Origin of the sequence: Streptomyces sp. NBC_00009 (assembly GCF_045040855.1) — a bacterium.
GTDB classification, from domain to species: Bacteria; Actinomycetota; Actinomycetes; order Streptomycetales; family Streptomycetaceae; genus Streptomyces; species Streptomyces aureus.
The window spans coordinates 1,235,267-1,261,371 of record NZ_CP108312.1 but is presented as its reverse complement, the minus strand read 5'-3'; the positions used below and the strand labels follow the sequence as shown (position 1 = coordinate 1,261,371).

22 protein-coding genes are annotated in these 26,105 nt (G+C 72.4%); 12 read left to right on the top strand and 10 right to left on the bottom strand.

What is annotated here, in order from left to right:
* The first annotated feature begins 4 nt into the window (after positions 1–4).
* The 4 genes from OHA58_RS05685 to OHA58_RS05670 all read left to right on the top strand — a co-directional run bounded on the left by OHA58_RS05685 (position 5) and on the right by OHA58_RS05670 (position 6,507).
* The gene (locus OHA58_RS05685) at positions 5–448 is read left to right on the top strand and encodes an SRPBCC family protein (protein ID WP_382601706.1); all 444 of its coding nucleotides are present in this window, start codon (positions 5–7) and stop codon (positions 446–448) included.
* A gap of 192 nt (positions 449–640) precedes the next feature.
* Positions 641–3,052 (top strand): MFS transporter, encoded by a 2,412-nt coding sequence (locus tag OHA58_RS05680; RefSeq protein WP_405477037.1) that lies wholly within the window; start codon positions 641–643, stop codon positions 3,050–3,052.
* Between the two features lie 154 nt (positions 3,053–3,206).
* On the top strand, positions 3,207–5,657 hold the full coding sequence (locus OHA58_RS05675; RefSeq protein ID WP_405477035.1) for a SpoIIE family protein phosphatase: 2,451 nt from the start codon (positions 3,207–3,209) through the stop codon (positions 5,655–5,657).
* A 127-nt stretch (positions 5,658–5,784) separates the two neighbouring features.
* Positions 5,785–6,507: a class I SAM-dependent methyltransferase gene (locus OHA58_RS05670; protein ID WP_405477033.1), complete on the top strand. Its 723-nt coding sequence runs from the start codon at positions 5,785–5,787 to the stop codon at positions 6,505–6,507.
* Here the strand turns inward: OHA58_RS05670 and OHA58_RS05665 are convergent.
* The 3 genes from OHA58_RS05665 to OHA58_RS05655 form a co-directional block, all read right to left on the bottom strand.
* Positions 6,475–6,876: a hypothetical protein gene (locus tag OHA58_RS05665; protein ID WP_405477031.1), complete on the bottom strand. Its 402-nt coding sequence runs from the start codon at positions 6,874–6,876 to the stop codon at positions 6,475–6,477. The two genes, OHA58_RS05670 and OHA58_RS05665, sit on opposite strands and share 33 nt — an antisense overlap.
* 54 nt (positions 6,877–6,930) lie before the next feature.
* Entirely contained in the window at positions 6,931–7,197 is a 267-nt protein-coding gene (locus tag OHA58_RS05660) for a GlsB/YeaQ/YmgE family stress response membrane protein (RefSeq protein WP_405477029.1), read from the bottom strand.
* A gap of 142 nt (positions 7,198–7,339) precedes the next feature.
* Positions 7,340–8,866 (bottom strand): LCP family protein, encoded by a 1,527-nt coding sequence (locus OHA58_RS05655; RefSeq protein ID WP_405477027.1) that lies wholly within the window; start codon positions 8,864–8,866, stop codon positions 7,340–7,342.
* Positions 8,867–8,980: 114 nt separating this feature from the next.
* On the opposite strand from OHA58_RS05655, the gene tatA reads away from it, so the two are divergent.
* The 7 genes from tatA (at position 8,981) to OHA58_RS05620 (ending at position 17,161) form a co-directional block, all read left to right on the top strand.
* Positions 8,981–9,169: a Sec-independent protein translocase subunit TatA gene (gene tatA, locus OHA58_RS05650; RefSeq protein WP_405477025.1), complete on the top strand. Its 189-nt coding sequence runs from the start codon at positions 8,981–8,983 to the stop codon at positions 9,167–9,169.
* Positions 9,170–9,282: 113 nt separating this feature from the next.
* A complete protein-coding gene (locus OHA58_RS05645; protein WP_405477023.1) occupies positions 9,283–10,116 on the top strand; it encodes a M55 family metallopeptidase in 834 nt (277 codons plus the stop codon).
* Positions 10,109–11,443: a M20/M25/M40 family metallo-hydrolase gene (locus tag OHA58_RS05640; RefSeq protein ID WP_405477021.1), complete on the top strand. Its 1,335-nt coding sequence runs from the start codon at positions 10,109–10,111 to the stop codon at positions 11,441–11,443. Before OHA58_RS05645 ends, OHA58_RS05640 begins: the two co-directional genes overlap by 8 nt.
* An 88-nt stretch (positions 11,444–11,531) precedes the next feature.
* On the top strand, positions 11,532–13,529 hold the full coding sequence (locus OHA58_RS05635; RefSeq protein ID WP_405484797.1) for a prolyl oligopeptidase family serine peptidase: 1,998 nt from the start codon (positions 11,532–11,534) through the stop codon (positions 13,527–13,529).
* Positions 13,526–14,464, top strand: a complete 939-nt coding sequence (locus tag OHA58_RS05630) for an LD-carboxypeptidase (RefSeq protein ID WP_405477019.1) — start codon at positions 13,526–13,528, stop codon at positions 14,462–14,464. Before OHA58_RS05635 ends, OHA58_RS05630 begins: the two co-directional genes overlap by 4 nt.
* Before the next feature lie 201 nt (positions 14,465–14,665).
* Positions 14,666–16,408 carry a CocE/NonD family hydrolase gene (locus OHA58_RS05625; RefSeq protein WP_405477017.1) on the top strand — a complete coding sequence of 581 codons (1,743 nt, stop codon included), beginning with the start codon at positions 14,666–14,668 and terminating at the stop codon, positions 16,406–16,408.
* A 198-nt stretch (positions 16,409–16,606) separates the two neighbouring features.
* The gene (locus OHA58_RS05620) at positions 16,607–17,161 is read left to right on the top strand and encodes a GNAT family N-acetyltransferase (protein ID WP_405477015.1); all 555 of its coding nucleotides are present in this window, start codon (positions 16,607–16,609) and stop codon (positions 17,159–17,161) included.
* Here OHA58_RS05620 and OHA58_RS05615 read toward each other — a convergent pair.
* The gene (locus OHA58_RS05615) at positions 17,130–17,483 is read right to left on the bottom strand and encodes a DUF6204 family protein (RefSeq protein WP_405477013.1); all 354 of its coding nucleotides are present in this window, start codon (positions 17,481–17,483) and stop codon (positions 17,130–17,132) included. The genes OHA58_RS05620 and OHA58_RS05615 overlap by 32 nt on opposite strands.
* 146 nt (positions 17,484–17,629) lie before the next feature.
* Here OHA58_RS05615 and OHA58_RS05610 point away from each other — a divergent pair, with 146 nt between their 5' ends.
* Positions 17,630–19,624 carry a DUF5107 domain-containing protein gene (locus OHA58_RS05610; protein WP_405477011.1) on the top strand — a complete coding sequence of 665 codons (1,995 nt, stop codon included), beginning with the start codon at positions 17,630–17,632 and terminating at the stop codon, positions 19,622–19,624.
* A gap of 24 nt (positions 19,625–19,648) precedes the next feature.
* Here the strand turns inward: OHA58_RS05610 and OHA58_RS05605 are convergent, their stop codons facing one another.
* The 6 genes from OHA58_RS05605 to OHA58_RS05580 all read right to left on the bottom strand — a co-directional run bounded on the left by OHA58_RS05605 (position 19,649) and on the right by OHA58_RS05580 (position 26,035).
* The gene (locus OHA58_RS05605) at positions 19,649–20,833 is read right to left on the bottom strand and encodes an amidohydrolase (protein WP_405477009.1); all 1,185 of its coding nucleotides are present in this window, start codon (positions 20,831–20,833) and stop codon (positions 19,649–19,651) included.
* Positions 20,830–22,128 carry an amidohydrolase family protein gene (locus OHA58_RS05600; RefSeq protein ID WP_405477007.1) on the bottom strand — a complete coding sequence of 433 codons (1,299 nt, stop codon included), beginning with the start codon at positions 22,126–22,128 and terminating at the stop codon, positions 20,830–20,832. The genes OHA58_RS05605 and OHA58_RS05600 overlap by 4 nt, the downstream gene beginning before the upstream one ends.
* Before the next feature lie 143 nt (positions 22,129–22,271).
* On the bottom strand, positions 22,272–23,045 hold the full coding sequence (locus OHA58_RS05595) for a GntR family transcriptional regulator (protein WP_405477005.1): 774 nt from the start codon (positions 23,043–23,045) through the stop codon (positions 22,272–22,274).
* 63 nt (positions 23,046–23,108) lie between these two features.
* Positions 23,109–23,462 carry a VOC family protein gene (locus OHA58_RS05590; RefSeq protein WP_383527927.1) on the bottom strand — a complete coding sequence of 118 codons (354 nt, stop codon included), beginning with the start codon at positions 23,460–23,462 and terminating at the stop codon, positions 23,109–23,111.
* Positions 23,463–23,580: 118 nt separating this feature from the next.
* Positions 23,581–24,420, bottom strand: a complete 840-nt coding sequence (locus tag OHA58_RS05585) for a class I SAM-dependent methyltransferase (RefSeq protein WP_405477002.1) — start codon at positions 24,418–24,420, stop codon at positions 23,581–23,583.
* A gap of 109 nt (positions 24,421–24,529) precedes the next feature.
* Entirely contained in the window at positions 24,530–26,035 is a 1,506-nt protein-coding gene (locus OHA58_RS05580) for a bifunctional phosphatase PAP2/diacylglycerol kinase family protein (RefSeq protein WP_405477000.1), read from the bottom strand.
* Positions 26,036–26,105: the final 70 nt, after the last annotated feature.

The following is a 26,105-nucleotide window of genomic DNA, read 5'->3' as shown; positions in this document are numbered from 1 at the left end:
TGCCATGGCGCAGGTCGAGGCCATCACGGAGCGGGTCATCGCCGCCAAGCCGGACGACGTATTCGACGCGCTCGCCGACTACAGCGGCACGCGCGCGAAGCTGCTGCCCGAGCACTTCAGCGAGTACGAGGTCCGCGAGGGCGGCGACGGCGAGGGCACGCTCGTCCACTGGAAGCTCCAGGCCACCAGCAAGCGGATCCGCGACTGCCTCCTCGAGGTCAGCGAGCCCACCGACGGTGAGCTCGTCGAGAAGGACCGCAACTCCTCGATGGTCACCACCTGGCGCGTGACCCCCTCCGGCGAGGGCGCCTCCCGCGTCGTCGTCAGCACCGTGTGGAACGGCGCGGGCGGCATCGGTGGCTTCTTCGAGAAGACCTTCGCCCCCAAGGGCCTCGGCCGCATCTACGACGAGGTCCTCGCGAAGCTCGCCGCCGAGGTGGAGAAGTAACCCCGCTGCAGTACCCCGATGTAGTGCTCACCGTTTCGAGTGGTTTTCCGTTCGCACGCGGTTGTACGCCGTAGGGCTCCCACCGGCGCATTCGCGCCCGGAACCCGCCGGAGCCGCCGCTCGTCGCGCTTGCCCGCAGTTGTCGCGTAATGCGAGAAATATGCGGCGCAGGCGCGACGAGGGGAGCGACAGGTGGGCACGACGACGCTGGTGACGAGTGAGCCGGGGGCGGTGCCGGCGACGGAACCGACCCCGTACCCCGAGTCCCAACCGGCCGTGGAGCAGCGGCAGTTCCCCGACCACGGCCTCGGCCCGAGCCGGGTCCGGATGGTCTTCTTCGGACTCATGCTGGCGCTGCTGCTGGCCGCGCTCGACCAGATGATCGTCGCCACCGCGCTCCCGAAGGTCGTCGGCGAGCTGCACGGCCTCGACAAGATGTCCTGGGCGATCACCGCCTATCTGCTGACCGCCACCATCGGCCTGCCGATCTACGGCAAGCTCGGCGACCTCTTCGGCCGCAAGGGCGTCTTCCAGTTCGCCATCGCCGTCTTCGTCGTCGGCTCCGCGCTGGCCGGCTGGTCGCGCAACATGGACGAACTCATCGCGTTCCGCGCCGTCCAGGGCATCGGCGCCGGCGGTCTCATGATCGGCGTGCAGGCGATCATCGCGGACATCGTGCCGCCCCGCGAACGCGGCCGCTACATGGGCCTCATCGGCGCCGCGTTCGGCCTCGCGTCCGTCGCGGGCCCGCTGCTCGGCGGCTACTTCACCGACCACCTCACCTGGCGCTGGTGCTTCTACATCAACGTGCCCTTCGGCCTGGTCACGCTCGCCGTCGTCACCGTCGTCCTCAAGCTGCCCCGCCCCAAGGCCAAGGCCAGGCTCGACGTCCTCGGGGCCCTGCTGCTCGCGGCGGCATCGACCTGCCTTGTGCTGCTGACCAGTTGGGGCGGCACCGAGTACGCGTGGGGCTCACGCGTCATCCTGGGGCTCGCCGCCGGAGCGGCCGTGACGGCCGTGCTCTTCGTCGTCGCCGAGCACTTCGCCGCCGAACCCATCATCCCGCTGCGGCTGTTCCGCGACCCCGTCTTCAACATCACTGGCCTGGTCGGCATGGTCATCGGTATCGCCCTCTTCGGAGCGGCCAGTTACCTGCCGACCTTCCTCCAGATGGTCGACGGCGCGAGCGCCACCGAGTCCGGCCTGCTCATGCTCCCGATGATGGGCGGCATCGTGATCGCCTCGGTCGTCTCCGGCCAACTCATCAGCCACACCGGGCACTACAAGATCTACCCGATCCTCGGCGGGGCCCTCTCGACGGCGGGCATGTGGCTCCTGTCCCGCCTCGAAGTGGACACCCCGCGGCTGCACTACAGCCTCTTCATGGCCGTACTCGGCGCGGGCATCGGCCTGATCATGCCGGTCCTGATCCTCGCCGTGCAGAACGCCGTACGCCCCGCCGACATCGGCACCGCGACCAGCGCCAACAACTACTTCCGGCAGATCGGCGGCAGCGTCGGCGCCGCGATCTTCGGCACCCTCTTCGCCGACCGGCTCGCCGACGCACTCGCGGACCGGCTGCCCAAGGGGGCGGGCCTGCCCGACCCGGAGTCCATCACCCCGCAGCTCGTCCATGCCCTGCCGCCCGCGCTGCGCGACGGCTACATCCAGGCGTACGCCGACGCGATGCCCCGGATCTTCCTCTACCTCGTCCCGGTGCTCGTCCTCGGCCTCGTGATCGCCTTCTTCCTCAAGGAGACACCCCTGTTGTCCAGTGCCGCCCCCCACAGCGCCCCGAGCGGCGAGACCACCTCCGTCCCGTCCCAGTCCCGGACCTCGCACGGCGCCGGCGTGCCGGTCTGCGGCATCGTCCAGCACTCCGACGGGACCGCGGTGCCGCGCGCCGCGCTCACCCTCATCGACGTCGGCGGCCAGCAGATCGGGCGCGGCGCGAGCGGCGACGACGGCCGGTACGCCCTGTCGACGCCCGGCTCCGGAAGTTACGTCCTGATCGCGGCCGCGGGCGGACACCAGCCCCAGGCCGTGACCGTCACCGTGGGGGAGCGGCCCGTCGACCTCGACGTCGTCCTCGGCGGCGCCGGGCGGCTCGCCGGGAGCGTACTGACCGCCGACGGCGCGCCCGTGCGCGACGCCACCGTGACCCTGACCAACGTCCACGGTGAGGTCGTCGCCACGACCCGCAGCGGGCGCGAAGGCAGCTACGTCATCACGGAGTTGGTGGCCGGCGAGTACACGCTCGCCGGGAGCGCGCCCGCCTTCCGCCCCGCCGCGCTGCCGGTCACCGTGATGGCCGCGCGCGAGACCCGCCAGGACGTCGAACTCGCGGGCGGCGCCGTGCTGCGCGGCACGGTCAGGGCCGGCGGCGGCCGCCCCGTCGAGGACGCGCGCGTGACCCTCCTCGACGCAGCGGGCAACGTCGTCGACACCCTCACGACGGGCGCCGACGGCACGTTCCGCTTCGTCGACCTGTCGTCGGGCGAGTACACCGTGATCGCCGCCGGTTACCCGCCGGTCGCCACGGTGCTGCACATGGCGGGCGGCGGCCGCACGGAGCGTGACCTGCAACTGGGCCACGAGGACTGAGTGTTGGGGGCCGGGCAGGGCGCCCGGCCCCGGCGCGCCGCGCCCGTTCAATTCGGCCGATGCAGCCCCCTGTACCCCCGTACCGCGTACCGTGGAACGGGAAAGGGCCGAACCAATGACGCTCGGTCGCCGCGCGGGGAAGGGAGCGCAGGCCATGCACAGTGGCACCGGGACGGCCCCGCAGAGCCCCGTGCCCGGCCGTGTACCCCTGGCGGTCGTCGTGGTCGACGAGTCCGGGCTCGTCTCGCACTGGAGCACCGGCGCGCGCCGCCTCTTCGGCCCCGCGCGCGAGGACGCCGTCGGCCGCCCCGCCACCGACCTGCTGCCCGTCTCCGGCGCACTGCCCGAAGGGCCCAACTCCCCGGCGTACGGGGACGAGAGCGCGTACGACGGGCTCGGCCCGGACCTGGAGTCCTCGCTCGACGGGCGGGCCTCCTACCCCGCCGCGGGCCGCGCCCGCCTCGAGGCCCCGCGCCAGCAGCGCATCGACGTCCTGTGGTGGGCCTACCCGCTCGTCGGCCCCGGCCCCGAGAAGCTCCTCGTACTCGCCGCCGACGCCGGCCGGCTGCACGCCGACGACGTGCCCGACGGGCATCCGCTGGAGCGCATCGCACCCGGCTTCGCCCTGCACACCGACTTCCCCGGAGCCGACGAGCTGGCCCGCGGACTCCCCGCCATCCTGCCCAGCATGAGCGTCGGCGAGAGCGCCCGCATTGTCTCCCAGGTGCTCGAACTCGGCTATCCCGTCCTGGAGTTCAGCCTCCACGACCGCGTCCCCGTCACCGCCGACTGGGGCGTGCCCCGGCGTGCCGAGCGCAAGGCCCGCAGGGAGGAGGCCGCCCGCGCGGCCGCCGCCGGACTACCCGCGCCGCGCCGCGCACCCGACGACGACGACGCCGGCGACCTCGAGTACGCGGCCGTGCGCGAACACCTGGAGTTCCTCAACGAGGTGAGCGGGCGCATCGGTTCGTCCCTCGACCTGTCCCGCACGATCACCGAGGTCAGCCGGGCCGTCGTGCCGCGCTTCACGGACGTCGCGGGCACCTATCTGCGCGAACAGGTCGTCGCGGGCGAGGGGTTCCCCGACGGCCCGCCCGACGCGACCACGATGTGGCACCGCGTCGCCCTGGAGCATACGGACGAGCCGGGCCGCTGGGACGACGTCGTACCCGTCGGCGAGTCCATGCCGTTCCCCGCGCACACGCCGTTCTTCCAGTGCATGACCTCCGGGCAGCCCGTCCTCGTCCCGCGCATCACCGAGGAGATGGGCAACGCGATCGCGTCGCAGTTCGAGAAGCGCGACATCAGGCCCCTCATCACCGACCGCTCGATGCTGGTGGTGCCCCTGAAGGCGCGCAACGTCGTCCTCGGGTTCATGATCCTGCTGCGCCACCGGGAACGCCCGGTCTTCAACGACATGGACCGCGTCACCGGCGCCGAACTCGCCGCCCGCGCGGGCCTCGTCCTCGACAACGCCCGCATGTACACGTACCAGGAGAGCGTCGCCGAGACCCTCCAGGACAGCATGCTGCCGCACATCGAGCCCCACATGCCCGGCTGTGACATCGCCACCCGCTATCTGCCCGGCACCCTGCTCGGCCGCGTCGGCGGCGACTGGTTCGACTCGATCAAACTCCCGGGCTCGCGGACCGCTCTCGTCGTCGGCGACGTCATGGGCCACGGCCTCAACTCGGCGGCGATGATGGGCCAGTTGCGCACCGCCGTCCAGACCATGGCCGCCCTCGACCTGCCGCCGGCCCAGCTCCTGCGCAACCTCGACGACCTCGCCCAGCGCCTCGGCGAGCACTACCTCGCGACCTGCCTGTACGCGGTCTACGACCCCATCGCGAACGAGCTGGAGCTCGCCAACGCCGGGCACATCCCACCGGTCCTCGTCCGCGCCGAGGACGGCCGCAGCGAACTGCTCGAACTGCCCACCGGCGCGCCCATCGGCGTCGGCGGCGTCCCCTTCGAATCGGTCCGCGTCCCGATGGCGCCGGGCGACCGGCTCGTCATGTGCACCGACGGCCTCGTCGAGGTGCGCGGCGAGGACATCGGCGTCGGCCTCGCCACACTCTGCGAGTCCGCCGCCCACCCGGCGGCCTCCATGGACGCCGCCTGCGACACCATCATCAGGTCCCTGGCTGTGACATTTGCTGACGCGGGCCGCGGCGGCCGCAAGGACGACGTCGCCCTCCTCATGGCCCGGCTCAACGGCATCGCGCCCGAGGACGTCGCGCACTGGAGCGTCTCTCCCGAGCCCGCCGAGGTGCCTCGCACGCGCGCCCTCGTCCGCGACCAGCTCACGGCCTGGGGCCTCGGCGCGCTCACCGCCCCCGCCGAACTCATGGTGGGGGAGCTCGTCGCCAACGCCGTGCGGCACGCCCGCACCCGCAGCGTCGAGGTGCGCCTGGTGCGCTCGGGGACCCTCGTGTGCGAGGTCGAGGACGACGACCAGAGGCTGCCCACGCTGCTCAGCGCGGGCCCGGGCGACGAGTTCGGCCGCGGCCTGCGCGTCGTGAGCGCCCTTGCCAGGGAGTGGGGCACGAGCCGTACGGGTTCCGGGAAGACGGTGTGGTTCGAACTGGCGTCGCCACGAACGTAGTTGGCGGCGCTGGGCGCCCGGCGTACACGTATCGAATGCGCCGTGAAGGTATGCGCCGGGTGCTTGTGGGCGGGCCCGGGGCGCGGTAGACCGATCTTGCCGTGCCACCGCACCCCGGGAGTTGCAGATGAGCGTGACGAGTCGGTACAAGGACGCCTGGGAGAGTTTCTGGCGCGAGGCTCCCGGTGAACCCGGCGGGGTCTTCTGGGATGCCGAGCCCGCCCTCACCGCGGGAGTCCATCTCGCCCTGTTCGAGCCGCACTTGGTGAAGGGCCTGCCCGTCGTGGACCTCGGCTGCGGGAACGGCACCCAGACCCGCTTCCTCGCCGACCGATACCCGCGTGTCGTCGGTGCCGACCTCTCCGTCGCCGCCCTCGACCACGCCCGGCACGCCGACCCCGCGGGCCGGGCCGACTTCCGGCAGATCGACGCCACCGAGCAGACCGAGGCACACCAGCTGCACGCCGAACTCGGTGATGCGAACGTGTACATGCGGGGCGTGCTGCACCAGTGCGAGTCCGAAGACCGTCAGCCGCTGGTCGACGGCATCGCGGCGCTCGTCGGCGAGCGCGGCCGTGCCTTCGTCGTGGAGCTCGCCGAGGCCGCCCGGCCCGTCCTGATGTCTCTCGCGCAGAGCCCCACGGGCCCGCCCGCGAAGCTGGCACCGGTCTTCGCGCACGGCATCGCGCCCGGCGAGGTGTCCGACGCGGCGGTCCCCGACTACGTACAGACCGCGGGCCTCGACGTGCTCGCGAGCGGCGAACTCCCGCTCACCACCACCGAGTACACACCCGACGGCACCCGCATCGAGCTCCCGTCACGATGGCTCGTCGTGGGGCGGGCGCAGTAGGCGCCACAGGCCGAGGCGGCGCAGGGCGTTGCCGAAAGGTCCCAGGAGATGCGGGCAGAGCGGCCGGCCGTGCCGGAGCGGGACGCCTTCGTGTGCGGTGACCGCGAGGAAGAAGCCGCGGCCGGGCCGGGTCTGGAGCGTGGTGTTCCAGCGGTAGCCGTGGCCCTGGGCCAGCGTGACCCGCACCGCGCGCCGGCCGAGCCCCGCCTGACGGCGTGACTCCAGGATCCAGATGCCGAGGAGCCGGCCCGTGCGGCACGGCGCGCACAGCCGGAAGCGGACCTGGCCGACGAGTGCGCCGCTCTCGTCGTGGAGCAGCACCTCACCGGCGCCGCGCGCGGTACGGGGAGGGGTGCTCGTGAGGCGCACCGGCCCGGACGGTGACGCCGGCGGGCCGGGGCCCATGGGGGATCGACCCGCCCGTCAGTCGCGCGAGTTGCCGAAGAGGAGGCGGTAGCCGATGAGCAGGACGAGCGAGCCGCCGATGGCCGCGATCCAGGTGGTCCCGTCGAAGAACTGGTTCTCGATCGGGCGGTCGAGGAACCGCGACGAGATCCAGCCGCCGACGAACGCGCCGGCGACGCCGATGAGGGTCGTGCCGATCAGGCCGCCCGGGTCGCGGCCGGGGAGCAGGACCTTGGCGATGACTCCGGCGGCGAGGCCGAGGATGATCCAGCTGATGATGCCCACGTGTGCGTCGTTCCCCTCGGTGATGTGTGGTGCCTTGTGCCTGTGTTTCCGGCTGAGCTTGTGCGTTGCGAATTTGCGCAACTGTACAGACAGAGGTGAAGACGCGATACGGTCCCGGTCGGTTGCACCAGGTCAGCCAAGGTCAGCCGTAGGACAGGTTCGAGCACAGGTTGTCGTCGGCGGAGCGGGCGTCGTCGGAGACCTGGGACGGTACGGCGGTGGGTTCCGGCGACGCCGTGGCGGCGGCCGACGGATGGTCCGCGTAGTCCTGCCCGAGGACCGCCTTGATGCCCGCGGTCGAGGTCTCTTCCAGGCGCGCGCCCGGGAACCGCTGGGCGAGCGTGCCCGCTCGCGCCTTCTCGCCGGGGCCGTACTGGATCAGCGTGGTGGCCTGGTCCTGGGTGGACGCCGTCGCCGTGCCCGTGACGGTGAACCCGTCGTCCTCCAGGGTGCGCGCGGCCTGGGCGGCCAGTCCCATGACGGTCGTTCCGTTGTAGACGGTGACGCGGATGCCGTCCCCCGGACTCGGCGCGGCAAAGGGCGCGGGGGAGGCGCTCGACCGGGCGCCCTTCTTGCCGCTGGCGTCCTTCCCGTCGATGGTCCGGTCGTCCCTGAGCGACGCCCACAGGGCGTCGGCGTCCGGTTCGACGACCGCGACGCGGCTTCCCTCGTAGCGCCAGGGGATGGTGACGAACTTGGTGTTGTGCAGGTCGACGTTCTTGAGGGACATCGCGAAGGAGAGGAGCTTGTCGGCGGAGCCGAGGCCGGAGTCGACGGTCATCGACCGCGTGGCCGCGTTCGCGAGCGGCAGGAGCTTCGTGGGCGTCAGACCGTCGCTCTTGACCTTCTTTATGAGGCTGCCGACGAAGGCCTGCTGCCGCTTGATGCGGCCGATGTCGGAGCCGTCGCCTATGCCGTGCCGCAGGCGGACGTAGTCGAGGGCCTTCTGCCCGGAGACGCTCTGCTCGCCGCGCGGGAACAGGAGCTTGCCCGGCGTCGTGCGATGGGGGTTGAGGTCACGCTGGTGGATGGGCTGCGGGAGGCACACCTTCACGCCGCCGACGACGTCGGTCAGGGCGGCGAAGCCCTTGAAGTCCACGACGACGGTGTGGTCGACGCGCAGGCCGGTCAGCTTCTCCACCGTGTTCTGCGTGCAGGCGGGGTTCCCGCTGGCGGTCTCGCCGGTCGAGTACGCCGCGTTGAACATCGTGTCGGGCCGCGTCCTGGTCCAGCTGCCGTCGGGCAGTTTGCAGGGCGGGATCGTGACGAGGGTGTCGCGCGGGACGGACACCGCGACGGCGTTGCGATGGTCGGCGTAGACGTGCAGCAGGAACGCCGTGTCCGAGCGGCCGATGTCGCCCTTGTCGCCGCCGCCCAGTGCCTCGTTGCCGCCGGTGCGTGCGTCGGAGCCGATGACGAGGACGTTCTCACCCTTCGACGCGTCGGCGTCCGGGCGGTCGCCGGAGATGCCGTCCGAGCTGAACGTGTTGATGTCGCCGCCGAGTTTCAGGTACACCCAGCCCACGCCGCCGGTCAGGAGGACGAGCAGGGACAGGGCTATCGCGAGCGTGAAGCGCACGCGGCTGCGCCTCGGCCGCCCCGAGCGTGCGGCGGACTTGGCGCTGCCTCCCCGGCGCGTGGGTGACAACTGCTCACGGGTGCCTGCCATGGGGTGCGCCCTCACTCGGATCCGGGGTTGTACAGTTGTGCAATGTAGCAAGCTTCTTGGTGGGTGCCGTCCGTGGCGCTCACCTCATCCGAAGAGACGAAGGGTGGGGCGAAAATGTTCCGCAACGGTCTGGAGCCCTGGCACCTGCTCATTGTGGCGATCGTGGTCATCGTTCTGTTCGGTTCGAAGAAACTCCCCGACACGGCGCGCTCGCTCGGCAAATCGCTCCGGATCCTCAAGAGCGAGACGAGGGCGATGAAGACCGACGAGGTCGAGGAGCGCCGGGACACGGCCGCCTCCTGACGTCAGTGATCCTCCCTGGCCGGAGGGGTGCGCGCCGCCTTTCGGAGGACTGGACCTCTGGCTCTCAGGGTGGCTCTGGCCTGCGCGTTCCCTGACGCGTACCGTGATGCGCCATGAAGATCCTCATCAGCGCCGACATGGAAGGCGCCACCGGCGTGACCTGGCCGGGGGACGTGCTGCCCGGCACCCCGCAGTGGGAGCGCTGCCGGTCCATGTTCACCTCGGACGTCAACGCCGCCGTGCTCGGCTTCTTCGACGGGGGCGCCGACGAGGTGCTCATCAACGAGGCCCACTGGTCGATGCGCAATCTGCTCCTGGAGCAACTCGACGAGCGCGCGGAGATGATCACGGGCCGCCACAAGACGCTCTCCATGGTCGAGGGCGTCCAGCACGGCGACGTCGACGGCATCGCGTTCATCGGTTACCACACGGGCGCCGGCACGGAGGGCGTCCTCGCCCACACGTACCTCGCCAACTCCATCACCGGCGTCTGGATCAACGGCGTACGGGCGAGCGAGGGCCTGCTGAACGCGCACGTCGTCGCCGAGTACGGCGTACCCGTCGTCCTCGTCACCGGCGACGACCTCACCTGCGACGACGCGCTCGGCTACGCGCCCGAGGCCCGCAAGGTGGCGGTCAAGGATTATGTGTCCCGGTATGCGGCTGTCTGTCGTACGCCGAAGCGGACCGCCGCCGACATCCGGGCCGCGGCGAAGGAGGCGGCGGCGCTCGCCGTGCGCCACGAGCCCGTCCAGGGCGGCCCGTTCACCATCGAGCTCGAGTTCGACGCCGAACATCTGTCGATGGCCGCGACGGTGGTGCCCGGCGTCCGGCGCACCGGCGAGCGCAGGGTCTCCTACACGAACGAAAACATGTACGACGGCATCCGCACCTTCAAGGCGGTCACCACGATCGTCTCGGCCGCGGTGGAGGAACAGTATGGCTGACCAGGTATTTCAGGTGGACGAGCAGGCGCTCGACGAGGTCGTGACCTTCACGTCCGAGCTGATCCGCATCGACACCACCAACCGCGGCGGCGGCGACTGCCAGGAGCGCCCGGCCGCCGAGTACGCGGCCGCGAAGCTCGCCGAGGCGGGCCTGGAACCGACCCTCCTCGAACGCACCAAGGGGCGCACGAACGTCGTCGCGCGCATCGCCGGCACGGACCCGACCGCCGACGCGATGCTCGTCCACGGCCACCTCGACGTCGTCCCCGCGGAGGCCGCCGACTGGAGCGTGCACCCGTTCTCCGGAGAGGTCCGCGACGGGGTCGTGTGGGGCCGCGGCGCTGTCGACATGAAGAACATGGACGCGATGATCCTCGCCGTCGTCCGGCAATGGGCCCGCGCCGGCGTGAGCCCGCGCCGGGACATCGTCGTCGCCTTCACCGCCGACGAGGAGGCGAGCGCCGAGGACGGCTCCGGCTTCCTCGCCGACCAGCACGCCGGCCTCTTCGAGGGCTGCACCGAGGGCATCAGCGAATCCGGCGCCTTCACCTTCCACGACGGCTACGGCAAGCAGATCTACCCGATCGCGGCGGGCGAACGCGGCACGGGCTGGCTCCGGCTCACCGCCCACGGCAAGGCGGGCCACGGCTCGAAGGTGAACCACGCCAACGCCCTCACCAGGCTCACAGCCGCCGTCGCGCGGATCGGTGAGCACGAGTGGCCGGTGCGGCTCACGCCGACTGTGGCCGCCGCGCTCACCGAACTCGCCGCCCTGTACGGCATCGACGCCGGCGTGGACTCCCCGGACTTCTCGGCCGACGAGCTGCTCGCCAAGCTCGGCCCGGCCGCGGCGCTCGTCGCGCCGACCGTGCGCAACAGCGCCAACCCGACGATGCTGTCCGCCGGATACAAGATCAACGTGATCCCCGGCGAGGCGACCGCGCACATCGACGGCCGGTATCTGCCGGGCGGCGAGGACGAGTTCCGCGAGACCCTCGACCGGCTCACCGGACCCGATGTGGAGTGGGAGTTCGAGCACCGCGAGGTCGCGCTCCAGGCGCCGGTCGACTCGCCGGCTTTCGCGAGGATGCGCTCGGCAGTGCAGGAATTCGCGCCCGAGGGGCACGTCGTGCCGTACTGCATGTCGGGCGGCACCGACGCCAAGCAGTTCTCGCGGCTCGGCATCACGGGCTACGGCTTCGCGCCGCTGAAGCTCCCCGAGGGCTTCGACTACCAGGCGCTCTTCCACGGTGTCGACGAGCGGGTCCCGGTCGAGGCGCTGCACTTCGGTGTCCGCGTACTCGACCGCTTCCTGCGGTCCGCATAGGCGCCGCCGGGCGGGGTTCGGGCAAGCGGTTCGGGAGACGGTCTAGGAAATGGCGTCACACGTGGAGAACATGGGGGCCTCTGAAGTCATGGGGGACGTGGACAAGTTGGTGCTGATCCAGAATTACGGATCGTGGCCGTCGCCGATCACGGCCGCGCTCGCCGCGGCGCACGACGGGAAGCCGGAGTACGTCGGCTTCGTCGGCGACGAGGCATGGTGGACCGAGCCCCGCCCGGCCGAGGGCGGCCGGCGGGCCCTGGTCAGGCGGCGCGCCGACGGCACGGAGCACACCGTGCTGCCCGCGCCGTGGAACGTGCGCAGCCGCGTCATCGAGTACGGCGGACAGCCGTGGGCCGGCGCCGGGCGCCCCGAAGGCCCGCTTGTCGTGTTCGCCGACTTCGCGGACCAGCGGCTCTACGCCTACGAGCCCGACGCCCCCGGCGCCGTACCCCGCCCCCTCACGCCCGTCTCCGCGGTGGGGGACGGGCTGCGCTGGGCCGATCCGCAGATCCACCTCGACCGGGGCGAAGTGTGGTGCGTCCTGGAGGAGTTCACCGGGGACGCGCCGACCGACGTGCGCCGCGTCGCCGCCGCGGTGCCGCTCGACGGGAGCGCGGCCGAGGACCGCGGCGCGGTGCGCGAACTCTCCGACGGGCGCCACCGGTTCGTCACGGGCCCCCGCCTCTCGCCCGACGGCCGCCGCGCCGCCTGGCTCGCCTGGGACCACCCGCGCATGCCGTGGGACGGCACGGAGCTGGTCGTCGCCGACGTGTCCGCGGACGGCACGTTCAGCGGGGCGAGGACGGCGTTCGGCGGGCCCGACGAGTCCGTCGCGCAGGTGGAGTGGGCGCCGGACGGCGCCCTCGTCTACTCCAGCGACCGCAGCGGCTGGTGGAACCTCTACCGCGTCGGCCCGGACGGCGCACCGCGGCCCCTGTGCCCGCGCGAGGAGGAGTTCGGCGGACCGCTCTGGAAGATCGGCCACCGCTGGTTCGCCCCGCTGGAGAGCGGCCTGATCGCCGTCGTCCACGGCGTCGGCGCCACGGCGCTCGGCGTGCTCGACCCGGCGACCGGCGAGGTCGTGGACGCCGCCGGACCCTGGACCGAGTGGAGCCCCGCGCTCGCCGTGCACGGCACCCGCGTCGTCGGCATCGCCGCCAGCCCGCGCACCGGCCACGAGGTCGTGGAGCTCGACACCTGTACGGGCCGGGCGCGCGTCGTCGGCGCCGCGCACTCCGACGCCGTCGACCCCGCGTACTGCCCGGAGCCGCAGATCCGCACCTTCGCGGGCCCCGAGGGCAGGGACATCCACGCCCACATCTATCCGCCGCACAGCCCCACCCACGCCGCGCCCGACGACGAACAGCCGCCCTACGTCGTGTGGGCACACGGCGGCCCCACCGGGCACTCGCCCCTCGTACTCGACCTGGAGATCGCCTACTTCACCTCGCGCGGCATCGGCGTCGCCGAGGTCAACTACGGCGGCTCCACCGGCTACGGCCGTGAGTACCGCAACCGCCTGCGCGAACAGTGGGGCGTCGTCGACGTCGAGGACTGCGCCGCCGTGGCGCTCGCGCTCGCCGCCGAGGGCACCGCCGACCGCGACCGGCTCGGGATCCGCGGCGGCAGCGCCGGGGGCTGGACCGCGGCCGCGTCCCTGACCGGCACCGATGTATACGCCTGCGGCACGATCCTCTACCCCATCCTCGACCTCACGGCCTGGGGCTCGGGCGAGACCCACGACTTCGAGTCCCAGTACCTGGAGTCGCTCGTCGGGCCGCTAGCCGAGGTGCCCGCGCGGTACGTGGAGCGCTCGCCGTCCGAGCACGCGGAGCAGCTCACCGCGCCGTTCCTGCTGCTCCAGGGCCTCGACGACGTGATCTGCCCGCCCGCGCAGTGCGAGCGGTTCCTCGCCCGCCTGGACGGCCGGCGCGTCCCGCACGCCTACATCGCCTTCGAGGGCGAGAGCCACGGGTTCCGCCGCGCGGACACCGTGATCCGCGCTCTGGAGTCCGAACTCTCCCTGTACGCCCAGGTGTTCGGCCTGCATCCGATAGGGATCCCCACACTGGAGCTGTCCAAGTGACGTCGACGACACCGCTGACCCGTCCCGCACGCCTCGCCCCCGGAGCCCGTGTCGCCGTCGTCGCGCCCAGCGGACCTGTGCCCGAGGACCGGCTCGAGGCCGGGCTCGACATCCTGCGCGGCTGGGACCTGGAGCCCGTCGTCGAGCCCCAGGTACGCGCTGTGCACGACCGGTTCGACTACCTCGCGGGCAGTGACGCCGAGCGCGCCGCCGGCCTCCAGCGGGCCTGGTGCGACCCGTCCGTGGACGCCGTCCTGTGCGCGCGGGGCGGATACGGCGCGCAGCGCATGACCGACCTGCTCGACTGGGACGCGATGCGGGCCGCCGGGCCCAAGGTGTTCGTCGGGTACAGCGACATCACGGCGCTGCACGAGGCGTTCGCCGCCCGGCTCGGACTCGCGACCCTTCACGGGCCGATGGTCGCGGCGGCCGACTTCCTCAAGAGCGCCCGCGCACAGGACCACTTGAGGGCCACGCTCTTCGAACCGGAGACCGTACGGACGATCACGGCTGTGGAGGGCGGGCGGCCGCTCGTGGGCGGCACCGCGCGCGGCGTCACGCTCGGCGGCTGCCTCTGCCTGCTCGCCGCCGACCTGGGCGCCCCGCACGCCCGTCCGTCGGCCGCGGGCGGGCTGCTGTGCCTGGAGGACACCGGCGAGGAGACCTACCGCATCGACCGCTATCTCACCCAACTCCTGCGCGCCGGCTGGCTGGACGGGGTCGCGGGGATCCTGCTCGGGTCCTGGGCCGAGTGCGACGCGTACGACGGGTTGCGCGCGCTGCTCGTCGACCGGCTCGGCGGGCTGGGGGTGCCCATCGTCGAGGAGTTCGGCTTCGGGCACTGCGAGGGGGCGCTGACGATCCCGTTCGGCATTCCCGGTGAACTGGACGCGGATGCGGGGACGTTGACCCTGGACGTGCCCGCGCTGGCCTGAATCGTTCGGTTGCTGAATCTTCGTCAAGAAACACGCGTCACGGTGATTGACCCGCGTATGACACGTGTCACAACATGACCACGCCCAGACTTACCGGTCGGTAGCCGGTGGGTCTTCCTCAGCGTGGAGGTAGCCGTGTCCCGTGCCGTGCCCCGATCCCGACCGCGATCTCCACTGGCGCCGGCCCTCGCCCTCGGCGCCATGGTCGCCGCGCCGCTCGCCCTCGCCGCGCCCGCGAACGCCGCGCCGCAGACGCAGCAGACGGGCGAATACACCGTCACCGCACTGAAGTTCACGATCCAGGCCGGCGGCCGCAGCTGCGTCGTCGACGCCGACCTCTACCGGCCCGCGGGCGTCGACGCCGCCCACACCGCGCCCGCCGTCCTCGCCACCAACGGCTTCGGCGGCAGCAAGTCCGACGGCTCGACCGACGCCATCGGCAAGGCCTTCGCCGCGCGCGGCTACGTCGGACTCGTTTACTCCGGACTCGGCTTCGGCAAGTCGGGGTGCCTCGTCTCGCTCGACGACCCCCGCATCGACGGCGCCGCGGCCTCCGGACTCGTCGACTTCCTCGCCGGGACCCGCGCGGCCGACGACGGAACGAAGGCCGACTACGTCACGAAGGACGGCAAGGGCGACCCCCGCGTCGGCATGATCGGCGGCTCGTACGGCGGGGCGATCCAGCTGGCCACCGCCGCGGTCGACCACCGCGTCGACGCGCTCGTCCCGATGATCACGTGGAACGACCTAGCGTACTCCCTCGACCCGAACAGCGCCGCCGACCGCTCCGTACCCGGCGCCTTCAAATGGCAGTGGACCAACGGCTTCTACCTGATCGGCGAGGGCCAGCCCCTCCTCGAACCGTCCCTCGACCCGTCCCGGATCAACAAGCTCACCTGCCTGCACTTCGTCACCGACGCCTGCGAGACGATCAGCACCCTGAACTCCGGCCGCTACCCGTCCGACAAGGCGGGACCGATGCTCGACTACGCGCGCAGCGTCTCCCCGGTCTCGTATCTGAAGCAGGTCAAGGCGCCGACGCTGCTCGTGCAGGGCCAGTCCGACAGCCTCTTCAACCTGAACGAGGCGCAGGCCACGTACGGGACCCTCAAGGCACAGGGCACCGCCACGAAGATGATCTGGCAGTCGTGGGGCCACAGCGGCGGCCTCACCGATCCGGCGAGCGGTGAACTCAACCTCGCACAGGGCAACCTGGAGACCTCGTACGTCGGCAAGCGGATCCTCGCCTGGTTCGACCGCTACCTCCAGCACAAGAAGGACGTCGACACCGGGCCCGCGTTCGCCTACTACCGCGACTGGATCACGGACCCCGGCCAGACCTACGCCACCGCGCAGAGCGTCCCGGCGCTGAGCCGGAAGCTGTACCTCTCCGGCGACGGCAAGCTCGTCGACAACCGGTCGAAGGTCGCGCGCGGCAGCCGCGAGTACCGGAACTGGCTGATCCCCACCAGCCACTCCGAGTCCTCCCTCGCCGGCCTGATCGGCCTCCCCGACCCCGCCCCGCGCGACACCGCGGGCACCTACCTCGGCTGGACCAGCGAGCCCCTGACCCGCACGACCGACGTCGTGGGCTCCCCGAAGGCCACCCTCAAGGTCGTCTCGCCGAAGACCGAGCGGGTCCAGAACTCGGACGACGCCGCCGACAAGCTCGTCCTCTTCGCGAAGCTGTACGACATCGCGCCGGACGGCAGCAAGACACTCGTGCACCGCCTGGTCGCACCGGTCCGCGTGCCGGACGTGACCCGCTCCTTCACGGTGTCGCTGCCCGGCATCGTCCACCGCTACGAGAAGGGGCACCGGCTCCAGTTCGTCATCGCGGCGAGCGACGACGCGTACGGCGGCAACAAGGGCATCAAGCCCGTCACCGTCACCAGCGCGCCCGAGGACACCGGCGTCCTGGAGCTGCCCGTCGTCGGACAGTAGGCCCGCCCCGGGTCCGGCTGGTGGCGCCGCCACCCGTACGGCCCCACGCCCCACCCCGGAGGGACACCCCGCCGTGCGCGAACCCCGCCCGGCCGCACACGCTGGGCGGGGAAGGCACGGGCCGCTCCGACGGGAGGGCCCACCGATAAGCCCCAAGGACACGGCACCGGCCCCACGGCCGCCGCGTAGGCTGGCCGGATGTCTGCCACCGGTCACCGCCACCTCGCTGAAGGCCCTCGCGTGGGCATACGCCCCTTCGCCCTCGCGGACGTCGACGAGTTCACGGCGCGGGCTCGGGAGAGCGAAGACCTGCACCACCCCTGGCTCTACCCGCCGACCGCCGCCGACACCTACGCCGCCTACGCGGGCGCCCTCATCGACGACCCGACGCGGTTCGGCTGCCTGGTGTACGAGCGGGCGGGCGGCGGCATCGCCGGCTTCATCAACATCAACAACATCGTCCGCGGCGGCTTCCGCTGCGGCGCCCTCGGCTACGGCGCGTTCGCGCACGCGGCGGGCCGCGGCCTCATGAGCGAGGGCCTCGGCCTCGTCGTCCGGTACGCCTTCGGCCCCCTCGGACTGCACCGCCTGGAGATCAACGTGCAGCCGGGCAACGAGGCGTCCATCGCCCTCGCCCGCCGCGCCGGGTTCCGCCTCGAGGGCTACTCGCCCGACTTCATCTTCATGGACGGCGCCTGGCGCGACCACGAGCGCTGGGCGCTCACGGCCGAGATGCCCGGTGCTTCCGGTTGACCTTCATCGTGTCCATGTCCGTCGCCGACGACTTCAGCGCCCCGAAGCCGTACCCCTCACCGAGCGCACCGAGCGACGCCTCGGCCCGCTCCTCGGCGAGCGCCTCCGCCATCTCCTCGCCGTCCTCGGCATCCGACTCCACGACGAACCGGTACGAGAAGTGCTTCAGCACCCGGTCGTACGTGAGTGATCCCTCCGGCGTGAACCTCATCGACGCGAGCCCGTGCTCGTCGACCTCGGCGAGCAGCCGCTCGCGCGCGCCGTCCGCCAGACCGTCCCATGTGCCGCGGACGATGACCCGATAGGTGTGCTGCGTTCCCATCCGCGGAGAGTAACCCGGCGGGCCGAAATGCGCCTTTGCTTAATTCTGACCCGGGGAACCCCTGGTCAGCTCATGGGCGAGCCTGTTCCATGGTCGTCGGGGCACACCGCGTGCGGACGGCGGGCCCCGCGAACCGGGAGGCGGACTTGACGGACTCGCAGGCCGAGCGGACGACCCTTCGACGCGACGTACTGACCCTGCCCGGCGTGGCGGTGGGCGCCCCCGACCCGCTGCCGCCGCTGCGGCCCCTCGACGAACTCCACGAACTCGACGACCGCTCCAAGCAGGGCATGCCGCGCGACATGGCCCGCCAGATCGGCTACGAGAAGCTGCGCAGCGTACTGCCGGAGCGGCTCAAGAACGGCTACGGGCGCGAGCGCGCCCCCCTCACCCTCGACACGCTCGTGATCGAGAACGGCCGGCTGCGCGTCACGGTCCTGCCCGGACTCGGCGGCCGCATCCACTCGATGTTCCACAAGCCCACCGGCCGTGAACTCCTCTACCGCAACCCGGTGTTCCAGCCCGCGGACTTCGCGCTCAACGGCGCCTGGTTCTCCGGCGGCATCGAGTGGAACATCGGCGCGACCGGGCACACCACGCTGTCCTGCGCACCCCTGCACGCCGCCCGCGTCACCGCGCCCGACGGCGGGGACATGCTGCGCCTGTGGGAGTGGGAGCGGCTGCGCGACCTGCCGTTCCAGGTGGACCTGTGGCTGCCCGCCGGATCGGACTTCCTCCACGTGGGCGTGCGGATACGCAACCCCCACGAGCGGCCCGCGCCCGTCTACTGGTGGTCGAACATCGCCGTCCCCGAGGAACACCGCGTCCTCGCCCCCGCCGACGAGGCCTGGCACTTCGGCTACGAGCGCAGCCTGCGCCGCGTCCCCGTCCCGGAGTCCGACGGCGTGGACCGCACCTACCCCCTCAGCGGCGAATACCCGGCCGACTACTTCTACGAGGTCCCCGACGGGCAGCGCCGCTGGATCGCCGCGCTCGACAACGACGGCCACGGGCTCGTACAGACCTCGACCGACCTGCTGCGCGGCCGCAAACTGTTCCTCTGGGGCCACGGTGCGGGCGGCCGCCGCTGGCAGGAGTGGCTGACCGAGCCGGACACGGGCGGCTACGCCGAGATACAGGCGGGCCTCGCCCGCACCCAGCTGGAGCACGTACGCCTGGACGCCGAGGGCGAGTTCGCGTGGCTGGAGTCGTACGGACCGCTGTCCGCGGCGCCCGACGCCGTGCACTCGGCCGAGGACTGGGCGGCCGCGCGCGGTGAGGTCGAGGAGTGCCTCGAAGCCGCGCTGCCGAGGGCCGACGTCGACGCCGCCTACGAGGCCTGGCGCCCGCACGCCGACACCGAACCGGGGGAGTTGCTCGCGGCCGGCTCCGGCTGGGGCGCCCTCGAAGTGCTGCGCGGCGACTTCAAGCTCCCCGGCACCCCCTTCGACGAGTCGACCCTCGGCCCGGCGCAGACACCCTGGCTCGACCTCCTGCGCACCGGCTCCATCCCGGAGCCGCGCCGCGTCGGACCGCCCGGGCCCACCCTCGTCGCGCCGCACTGGCGGGACATGCTGGAGACGGCGCCCGCACAGCCGCTCACCGAGTACCACCTCGGCGTCGCCCAATGGCACGCGGGCGACCTGGCGCAGGCCGTACGCAGCTGGGAGCGCGGCCTCGAACTCGCCCCGTCCCTCTGGCCGTTGCTGCGCTGCCTGGCCGTCGCCGACCAGGAGGCCGGTCATCGTGAACGCGCCGCCGACCGCTACGCCGAAGCCTTCGACGACCTGTGCCAGGAGCGGCGCGACGACGGCGAGGCCTGGACGGCGGCCACCGCGGCACTGGGCCGCGAGGCCATCGACGCGCTGCTCGCGGCACGCCGCCCCGGACCGGCCCGCGCCGTCTGGGACCGGCTGCACGCCGCGACCCGCGCCCGCGGCCGCTTCCGGCTCGTCGAGGCCCGCCTCCTGATCGCCGAGGGCGACAAGGAGGCGGCACGCGCCGTGTTCGACGAGGGCTTCGAGGTCGCCGACCTGCGCGAGGGCTCGGAGGCCATCGCCGAACTGTGGGCGCGCCTGGCCGCACCGGGCGAGCGGCTGCCCGCCCAGTACGACTTCAGCATGCGGCCCAGGGAGTCCTGACCCGGCCGGCGGCGCCGTTCGTGGTCAGGGCAGCAGCAGTTCGCCGTCCCTGGCCACGACCCGGCCCGCCCTGACCACCAGGTCGCGCGGGGGCAGATCCACGACGACCTGGGGCAGGCATTCGCCGCGCACCAGGAAGAAGTCGGCCGGTGAACCGGCGGACAGATCCAGGTGGGGCAGGCCGAGCACGCGGGCGCCGTCATCGGCGGCGACACGGAAGGCGTCGGCCAACTCCTCGTCCAGACGCGCCCCTTGGGCACGGGCGAGCAGGTGCGCCCGGTGCAGCATGTCCGCGTTGCCGAACGGGCTCCACGAGTCGCGCACCCCGTCCGAACCGAGCCCGACCCGCACCCCGAGCTCGCGGAGCCGGCGCGTGGGCAGGACCAGCGGCCGTGAGGGCGCCACGGTCGTCAGGGAGATCCCCGCGTCCGCCAACTCGGCGCCCATGCGGTCGAGTTCGACCCCTTCGAGGCCGGGCACGCAGAACGCGTGACTGATGCTGACCTTGCCCTGGAGGGACAGTGCCCTGGTCCGGTCGATGATCGCGTGCACCGCGGTCAGGCCGGGGACGGACTGGTCGTGGAGGTGGATGTCGACGCCCACGCCGTGCCGGTCGGCGATCTTGAAGACCAGGTCGAGCTGGGCGTCGAGCGCCTCGTCGAAGCCGATCGGGTCGATGCCGCCCACGATGTCGATGCCACCGGTGCGGGCCGCCTCCTCCAGGAGCTCCGCGGTGCCGGGCGCCCGCAGGACGCCGTGCTGCGGGAACGCGACGATCTGCACGTCGACCGCGTCCCGCAGCGCCTCACGCGCGGCGCCGACACCCTCGACACCGGCAAGGCCGAAAGCGGGCGCGACATCGACATGGGCCCGCATCGCCCGGGTGCCCCGGGTGACCGAGTGCGCCATCAGGCGCTGGGCGCGGTCCTTGAGGGGTGTGGTCTGCGAGCGGTACAACTCGGCGTCCGCGGCGGCGAATTCGGCGATCCCCGACGCGGGCTTGCGCGACACCCACGGCTCGCCCCACGCGGTCTTGTCCGGGTGGATGTGCGCGTCCACCAGGGTCGGCAGCGCGATCCGGCCGCCGCAGTCGACGACCTCGGCACCCTCGGGCGCCGGACCGTCGACGATCACCCCGTCGACGACCGTGAGGTCCACGGCCTCCGTCGCACCGAGCGGGCGTACGTTCCGGAAGACGGTGGCCGTCATACGGCGACTCCCGTACGCACCACGCGCACCGGCTTCTTCAGCACCGACACGTCGGCGAGCGGGTTGCCGGACAGCAGGATCGCGTCGCCCGCGTAACCGCGCGCGAGACGACCCACCTTGCCCTCGAAGCCGAGGAGACGGGCCGCGTTGGTGGTCGCGGTGCGGATCGCGTCGAGCGCGGACAGACCGGCCGAGTGCATCATCTCGATCTCGGCGCCGATCGGCTCGACCGAGCCGCCCGACGAGTCCGTGCCGGACACCAGGCCCACGCCCAGCTCGTGGGCGAGCTTCGCGGCTGCCTTGAGCTTCGGCAGGTAGGTGCGGCCGCGCTCGTCGAGAACCGGGTCGGGGTCGCCGATCATGCCGCCGATCGCGACCATCGTGGGCGTGAAGTACGTACCACGGCGGCGCATCTCGTGCAGGGTCCGCTCACTGATGAACGCGCCGTGCTCGACGGACTTGACGCCGGCCATGACGGCGTCGTGGCAGCCCTTCTCGCTGTAGCTGTGGCACAGGACGTCCTTGCCGCCGCGGCGGGCGGTGGCGACGATCGTGGAGAGCTGCTCGCGGCTGTAGACCTGCTCCAGCGGGTCCTGCTCGGCCAGGCCGGCGCGCGGGTTCACGCGCGTCTTGACGGTGTCGGCACCACGCGCCAGGTTGACCTCGACGACGCGGCGCAGCGCCTCGGTCGAGGTGACGCCGCCCTTGAGGCGGGCGAGCGGGGTGAGGTCGGGGTCCGCGAGGATCGTGTCACCGAGGTCGGGCGTGACGAAGACGCCGGACGCGCGCAGCCTGGGGGCCAGGCCAGGGGCCTGCCGGGAGAGCTCGCGGACGGCGATGTCCTGGTAGAAGTTCGTCGAACCGCTGCGCGCGGTGGTGGCGCCGAGCGCGAGGGTCTTGGCGGCCTCGCCGGCGGTGTTCAGGTGGATGTGCGAGTCGACGAGACCCGGCAGGACCCACTGGCCGTGCGCGTCGAGGACGGTGACGCCGGCGGGCACGTCGACGTTCTTGCGCTGGCCGGCCGCGCGGACGACGCCGTCACGGATGACGACGACCGCGTCCTCGGTGACCTCGCCCGTCGCGGGGTCGAGGAGCGTGCCGCCGTCGATGACGAGGTCACCGCCGCGGGGGGCGTTCCCGGAGCGGGCGGCGGACGTGCGGGTCATCGGGGCGGCAGCGGACGCGCCGGGCGCGGCGGCGAGGGCGGCGGTGGTGCCCGCGAGTGCGGCGGCACCCGCGAGTACGCCTCGGCGGGTCAGCCGGTTCGACGGCGGGGGGCAGTTCTCGACGCACATGCGGGGCTCCTCGGCGGATGGCGGGAGGGATCGGTTGGTCCGACATTTTGTATACCAAGATGGGGGAGCGGGCAAGGAGGGGATGATTCCGCTCCTGTCTGACCTGCATGTTCTGCCCGGATCCTGGTCAACCGGAGCAGGATCTAGTAGAGGCTGGTATACAAAGCGGCGTCGTCTCCGTGGCCGGCACCGCGACCGTCATCGCCCTCGTCACCGAAGAGCGAGCGCAGCGCCACCGACCGGCTGTCGCGTACGTGCAACAGCGTGCTCGCGGCGGCCGTCTCCTCGTCGCCCGCGACGATGTGCCGGAAGATCACCGCATGCTGCGCCCGCATGTGGGCGGGCTCCTCGCGCAGGCCGAACAGCAGCTGGAGCTGCCAGCCGAGCTGCTCCATGGTGCGCGCCAGGAGAGGGTTCCCGGACAGGGTCACGATGCCCTCGTGGAACGCGGTGTGCGCGGCCACCTCACGCGCGCCCTCGTCGGCCGCGGCCGCCCGCTCCGCCACGTCCAGCGTCCCGCGCAGCACGCCGAGCCCCTCCGGCTCCCGCGGCGCGGCCCGCGCGACCCGCCGGGCCGCGAGCCGGGACGCCTGTACGGCCAGCGGCTCCCACACCTCGTAGAGATGCTCCACGTCGGCCCGCGCCAGCCGCCGCACGCGCACCCCGCTGTGCGGCAGGAGTTCGAGCAGGCCCTCGGTGACGAGCGAACGCAGCGCCTCCCGCACAGGGACGCGCGACATCCGGAGCTCTTCGGCGACCTCGCGCTCCACGAGCCGGGAGCCCTGCGGGTAGCGCCGGTCGACGATGCGCTCCCGGATCGCGTCCCGCGCGCGCGAGCCGAGCGGCGGCCGGGCCCCGCCGCTCTTCGCGGATTCCCCGGCCTCCCGGGTCTCGCCGCCGTCGTCGTTGCCCGCCATGTCCACCGTCCTCGCTCCCGCTTACCCCGGGCGAGGATACGGGGACGGGCCCGCGACCTGGCGCTAAGCCTGGCCCTGCCGGTCGGCGTACTCGAAGACCGAGCCGTCCGGGTGCATCGCGATGAGGTTGCGGCCCGCGGGCGTCGGGACCGGCCCCGCGAGGACGTGTGCGCCGGACGCGCTGAGGACGGCGTGCGCCTCGTCGACGTCCGGGACGGCGATCGTCGCCGCGACCTTGCGCAGGACGTCGATCTCCTCCTTCGGACCGCTCATCAGGAGGAAGCAGCCGACCGCCGCGACGGAGACCCCGCCGCGCTCGAAGCGCAGGGCCCGGCTGCCCGCGAGCCGTTCGTAGAACGCGACCGAGGACTCCAGGTCCTCGACGCAGATACGCAGCGTGGTTCCCAGGATCTCCATAGCGGTGAGCGTAGTTGGCCACGCGCGGAGGTGTGATCGTTTCCGGGGATCGGTCATGAGCGGGCGGCGGGGCCCGTGTCACCGGGAGGCCGGCGGCACGGGCCCCGCATCGCTCGGCTCAGCTCGCAGCGCCCTCGCGATCCGTCTTGCGGCACAGGATCTCGCCGTGCAGCACCGAGAACCAGGTGTCCGGCTGCTTCCCCCAGGTCCGCCATGCCTCGGAGATCGCTTCCAGCTGTCCGGTCGTCGCGTGGCCGCTCTCCGTCGCGCGCTCGGCGTACGCGGAGGCGACGGTGCGGTCCGCCCACAGGCCGCTCCACCAGTCGGTCTCGTCCGGCGCGGAGTAACACCAGGTGGAGGAGGACGCGTTGATGTCGGCCGGGGCGAAACCCGCCTCCAGCGCCCAGGACTTGAGGCGCCGGCCCGCGTCCGGTTCGCCGCCGTTGGCGCGGGCGACCCGCCGGTACAGGTCCAGCCAGTCGTCCATGGCCGGCGCGTTCGGGTACCAGGTCATGGCCGCGTAGTCCGAATCGCGGACGGCGATGAACCCGGTGGGCTTGGTGACCCGGCGCATCTCGCGCAGGGCCTGCACCGGGTCGCCGACGTGCTGGAGCACCTGGTGGGCGTGCACGACGCAGAACGTGTCGTCCGGGTAGTCCAGTGCGTGGACGTCCGCGGTCGCGAAGTCGACGTTGGTCAGGCCGCGTTCGGCCGCTGTCGCCCGGGCCTGGTCGAGGATCCCCGCGGCCTGGTCCACGCCGGTGACATGTCCCTCGGGGACCAGCGCCGCCAGGTCGGCGGTGATGGTGCCGGGGCCGCACCCGATGTCCAGGATCTTCATGTGCGGCTTCAGCGAACCGAGCAGATACGCCGCCGAGTTGGCGGCGGTGCGCCAGGTGTGGGAACGCAGCACGGACTCGTGGTGGCCGTGCGTGTAGACGGCGGTCTCCTTCGGCATGGCGGACCCCTTCGCAAGATCGGTGAGCGGTGAACCCAGTGAGATCACCGTACGCCGCTCCTCCGAATATTGAGATGGGCATCTCATGATGCGGACCGGATGTGTGGTGTCACAGCATGGCCGGCGGCCGGTAGACCCGCAGCGCCTCGTGCTGCTTGTCGAGGATCAACTCCCGCCCGCACGGCCCGACTTCACCGTCGAAGGCCAGTGGTGTGCCGGGGCTGATGCGGTTCATGCGCAGCCGCGTGCGCCGGACCGCGGCGTGGAACGGGGAGCGGGAAAGCGGCCCAGCGAACGCCGCCGCCAGCAGTCGTACGCCCGGCAGCCGGCCGCCCTGCACCACGCGCACGTCGAGCAGGCCGTCCGCGAGATCCGCGCGCCGGCCCGCCGTGAGCCCCATCCGGCGGTAGGTGCAGTTCCCGGCGAACACCATCCACAACGGCCGACGCGTGCCGTCCAGTTCGGCCTGCAACGGGTGGTCGCGGCGCAGCACGTGCGTGGCGGCCACCACGTCGGCGAGCCGTCCGCCGATCCGCCGCGACCAGCGCTCGCGCTCCTTCACCAGCTCCGGGTACACGCCCAGGCTGAAGGTGTTGAGGAAGATCCCGGAGGTGGCCGACGACCGGAAGCGGCCGACGTCGACCGCGACGGCGTCGCCCGCCTCGACGGCCCGCGACAGATCGCCCGGGTCCTCGACCCCCAGGTCGTACGCGAAGTGGTTGAGCGTGCCGCCGGGAAGCACGGCGAGCGGCAGACCGTGGCGCAGGGCGACCCCTGCCGCCGTGTTCACGGTGCCGTCCCCGCCGCACACCCCGAGCGCCCGCGCCCGGGTCGCCGCCTTCTCCAGCGCGGCCGGCAGATCGGACCCGGAGGCCTCGACGAACTCGGCGTGCGGCAGCAGCCCGCGCAGCGCCCGCGCCTGGTCCGGACTGCCCGCGCCCGTGTTGACCACCATCACCAGGCCCTCACCGCCGGGCAGCTTCGGCACGTCGTCCACCATCGGGCGGCCCGGCGAGGGCATCTGGTCGCGGGTCGGCACGAGACCCCGTACCGCGAACGCCGCGCCCGCCCCGAGCGCGGCGCCCGCGAGGACATCGCCCGGGAAGTGCGCGCCCGTATAGACACGGGACGCGGCGACGGAGAACGCGAGGGGCGCCACCAGCGCGCCCAGCGGACGGGACTCCAGCGCGACGCCCGCCGCGAACGCGGCCGCCGACGCCGCGTGCCCGGACGGGAACGACGTCGTGAACGGCTGCCGCTTCAGGCGCCGCACCAGCGGCACCGGGTCGAGCAGGGGCCGCGGCCTGCGCACCGAACGCTTGCCGAGCGTGTTGATCGTCACGGACGCCACGGCGAGCGAGGCGACACCGCGCACGGCCGCGCGGCGGGCCTTCGGCGAGCCGCCCACCGCCAGCGCGCCCGCCACCGCGAACCACAGCACCCCATGGTTCGCGCTGCGGCTCAGCCGGGGCAGGACGCGGTCGCCGCCCGGCCAGTGCCGGCGCGCCGCGTACTCGAAAACACGCAGGTCAAGGGCGGTGAGCCGGCCGCGCAGGCCGGGCCCGGAAGGGGGCGCGGTCCGCCAGGTCGTCAGATGGTCGAGGGAAGCGCACATTGCGCACGTGTACCCGCCCCGGGACCCCGCACCGGGAGGGCGTGCCGAAATCGTTTTGCTCCTCACCCGG

Coding starts and splice junctions, on each gene's coding strand:
- OHA58_RS05685 (WP_382601706.1), top strand. CDS start 5: ATGGCGCAGGTCGAGGCCATCACGGAGCGGGTCATCGCCGCCAAGCCG.
- OHA58_RS05675 (WP_405477035.1), top strand. CDS start 3,207: ATGCACAGTGGCACCGGGACGGCCCCGCAGAGCCCCGTGCCCGGCCGT.
- OHA58_RS05670 (WP_405477033.1), top strand. CDS start 5,785: ATGAGCGTGACGAGTCGGTACAAGGACGCCTGGGAGAGTTTCTGGCGC.
- OHA58_RS05655 (WP_405477027.1), bottom strand. CDS start 8,866: ATGGCAGGCACCCGTGAGCAGTTGTCACCCACGCGCCGGGGAGGCAGC.
- tatA (WP_405477025.1), top strand. CDS start 8,981: ATGTTCCGCAACGGTCTGGAGCCCTGGCACCTGCTCATTGTGGCGATC.
- OHA58_RS05645 (WP_405477023.1), top strand. CDS start 9,283: ATGAAGATCCTCATCAGCGCCGACATGGAAGGCGCCACCGGCGTGACC.
- OHA58_RS05640 (WP_405477021.1), top strand. CDS start 10,109: ATGGCTGACCAGGTATTTCAGGTGGACGAGCAGGCGCTCGACGAGGTC.
- OHA58_RS05635 (WP_405484797.1), top strand. CDS start 11,532: ATGGGGGACGTGGACAAGTTGGTGCTGATCCAGAATTACGGATCGTGG.
- OHA58_RS05625 (WP_405477017.1), top strand. CDS start 14,666: ATGGTCGCCGCGCCGCTCGCCCTCGCCGCGCCCGCGAACGCCGCGCCG.
- OHA58_RS05620 (WP_405477015.1), top strand. CDS start 16,607: ATGTCTGCCACCGGTCACCGCCACCTCGCTGAAGGCCCTCGCGTGGGC.
- OHA58_RS05615 (WP_405477013.1), bottom strand. CDS start 17,483: ATGGGAACGCAGCACACCTATCGGGTCATCGTCCGCGGCACATGGGAC.
- OHA58_RS05605 (WP_405477009.1), bottom strand. CDS start 20,833: ATGACGGCCACCGTCTTCCGGAACGTACGCCCGCTCGGTGCGACGGAG.
- OHA58_RS05600 (WP_405477007.1), bottom strand. CDS start 22,128: ATGTGCGTCGAGAACTGCCCCCCGCCGTCGAACCGGCTGACCCGCCGA.
- OHA58_RS05595 (WP_405477005.1), bottom strand. CDS start 23,045: ATGGCGGGCAACGACGACGGCGGCGAGACCCGGGAGGCCGGGGAATCC.
- OHA58_RS05590 (WP_383527927.1), bottom strand. CDS start 23,462: ATGGAGATCCTGGGAACCACGCTGCGTATCTGCGTCGAGGACCTGGAG.
- OHA58_RS05585 (WP_405477002.1), bottom strand. CDS start 24,420: ATGCCGAAGGAGACCGCCGTCTACACGCACGGCCACCACGAGTCCGTG.
- OHA58_RS05580 (WP_405477000.1), bottom strand. CDS start 26,035: ATGTGCGCTTCCCTCGACCATCTGACGACCTGGCGGACCGCGCCCCCT.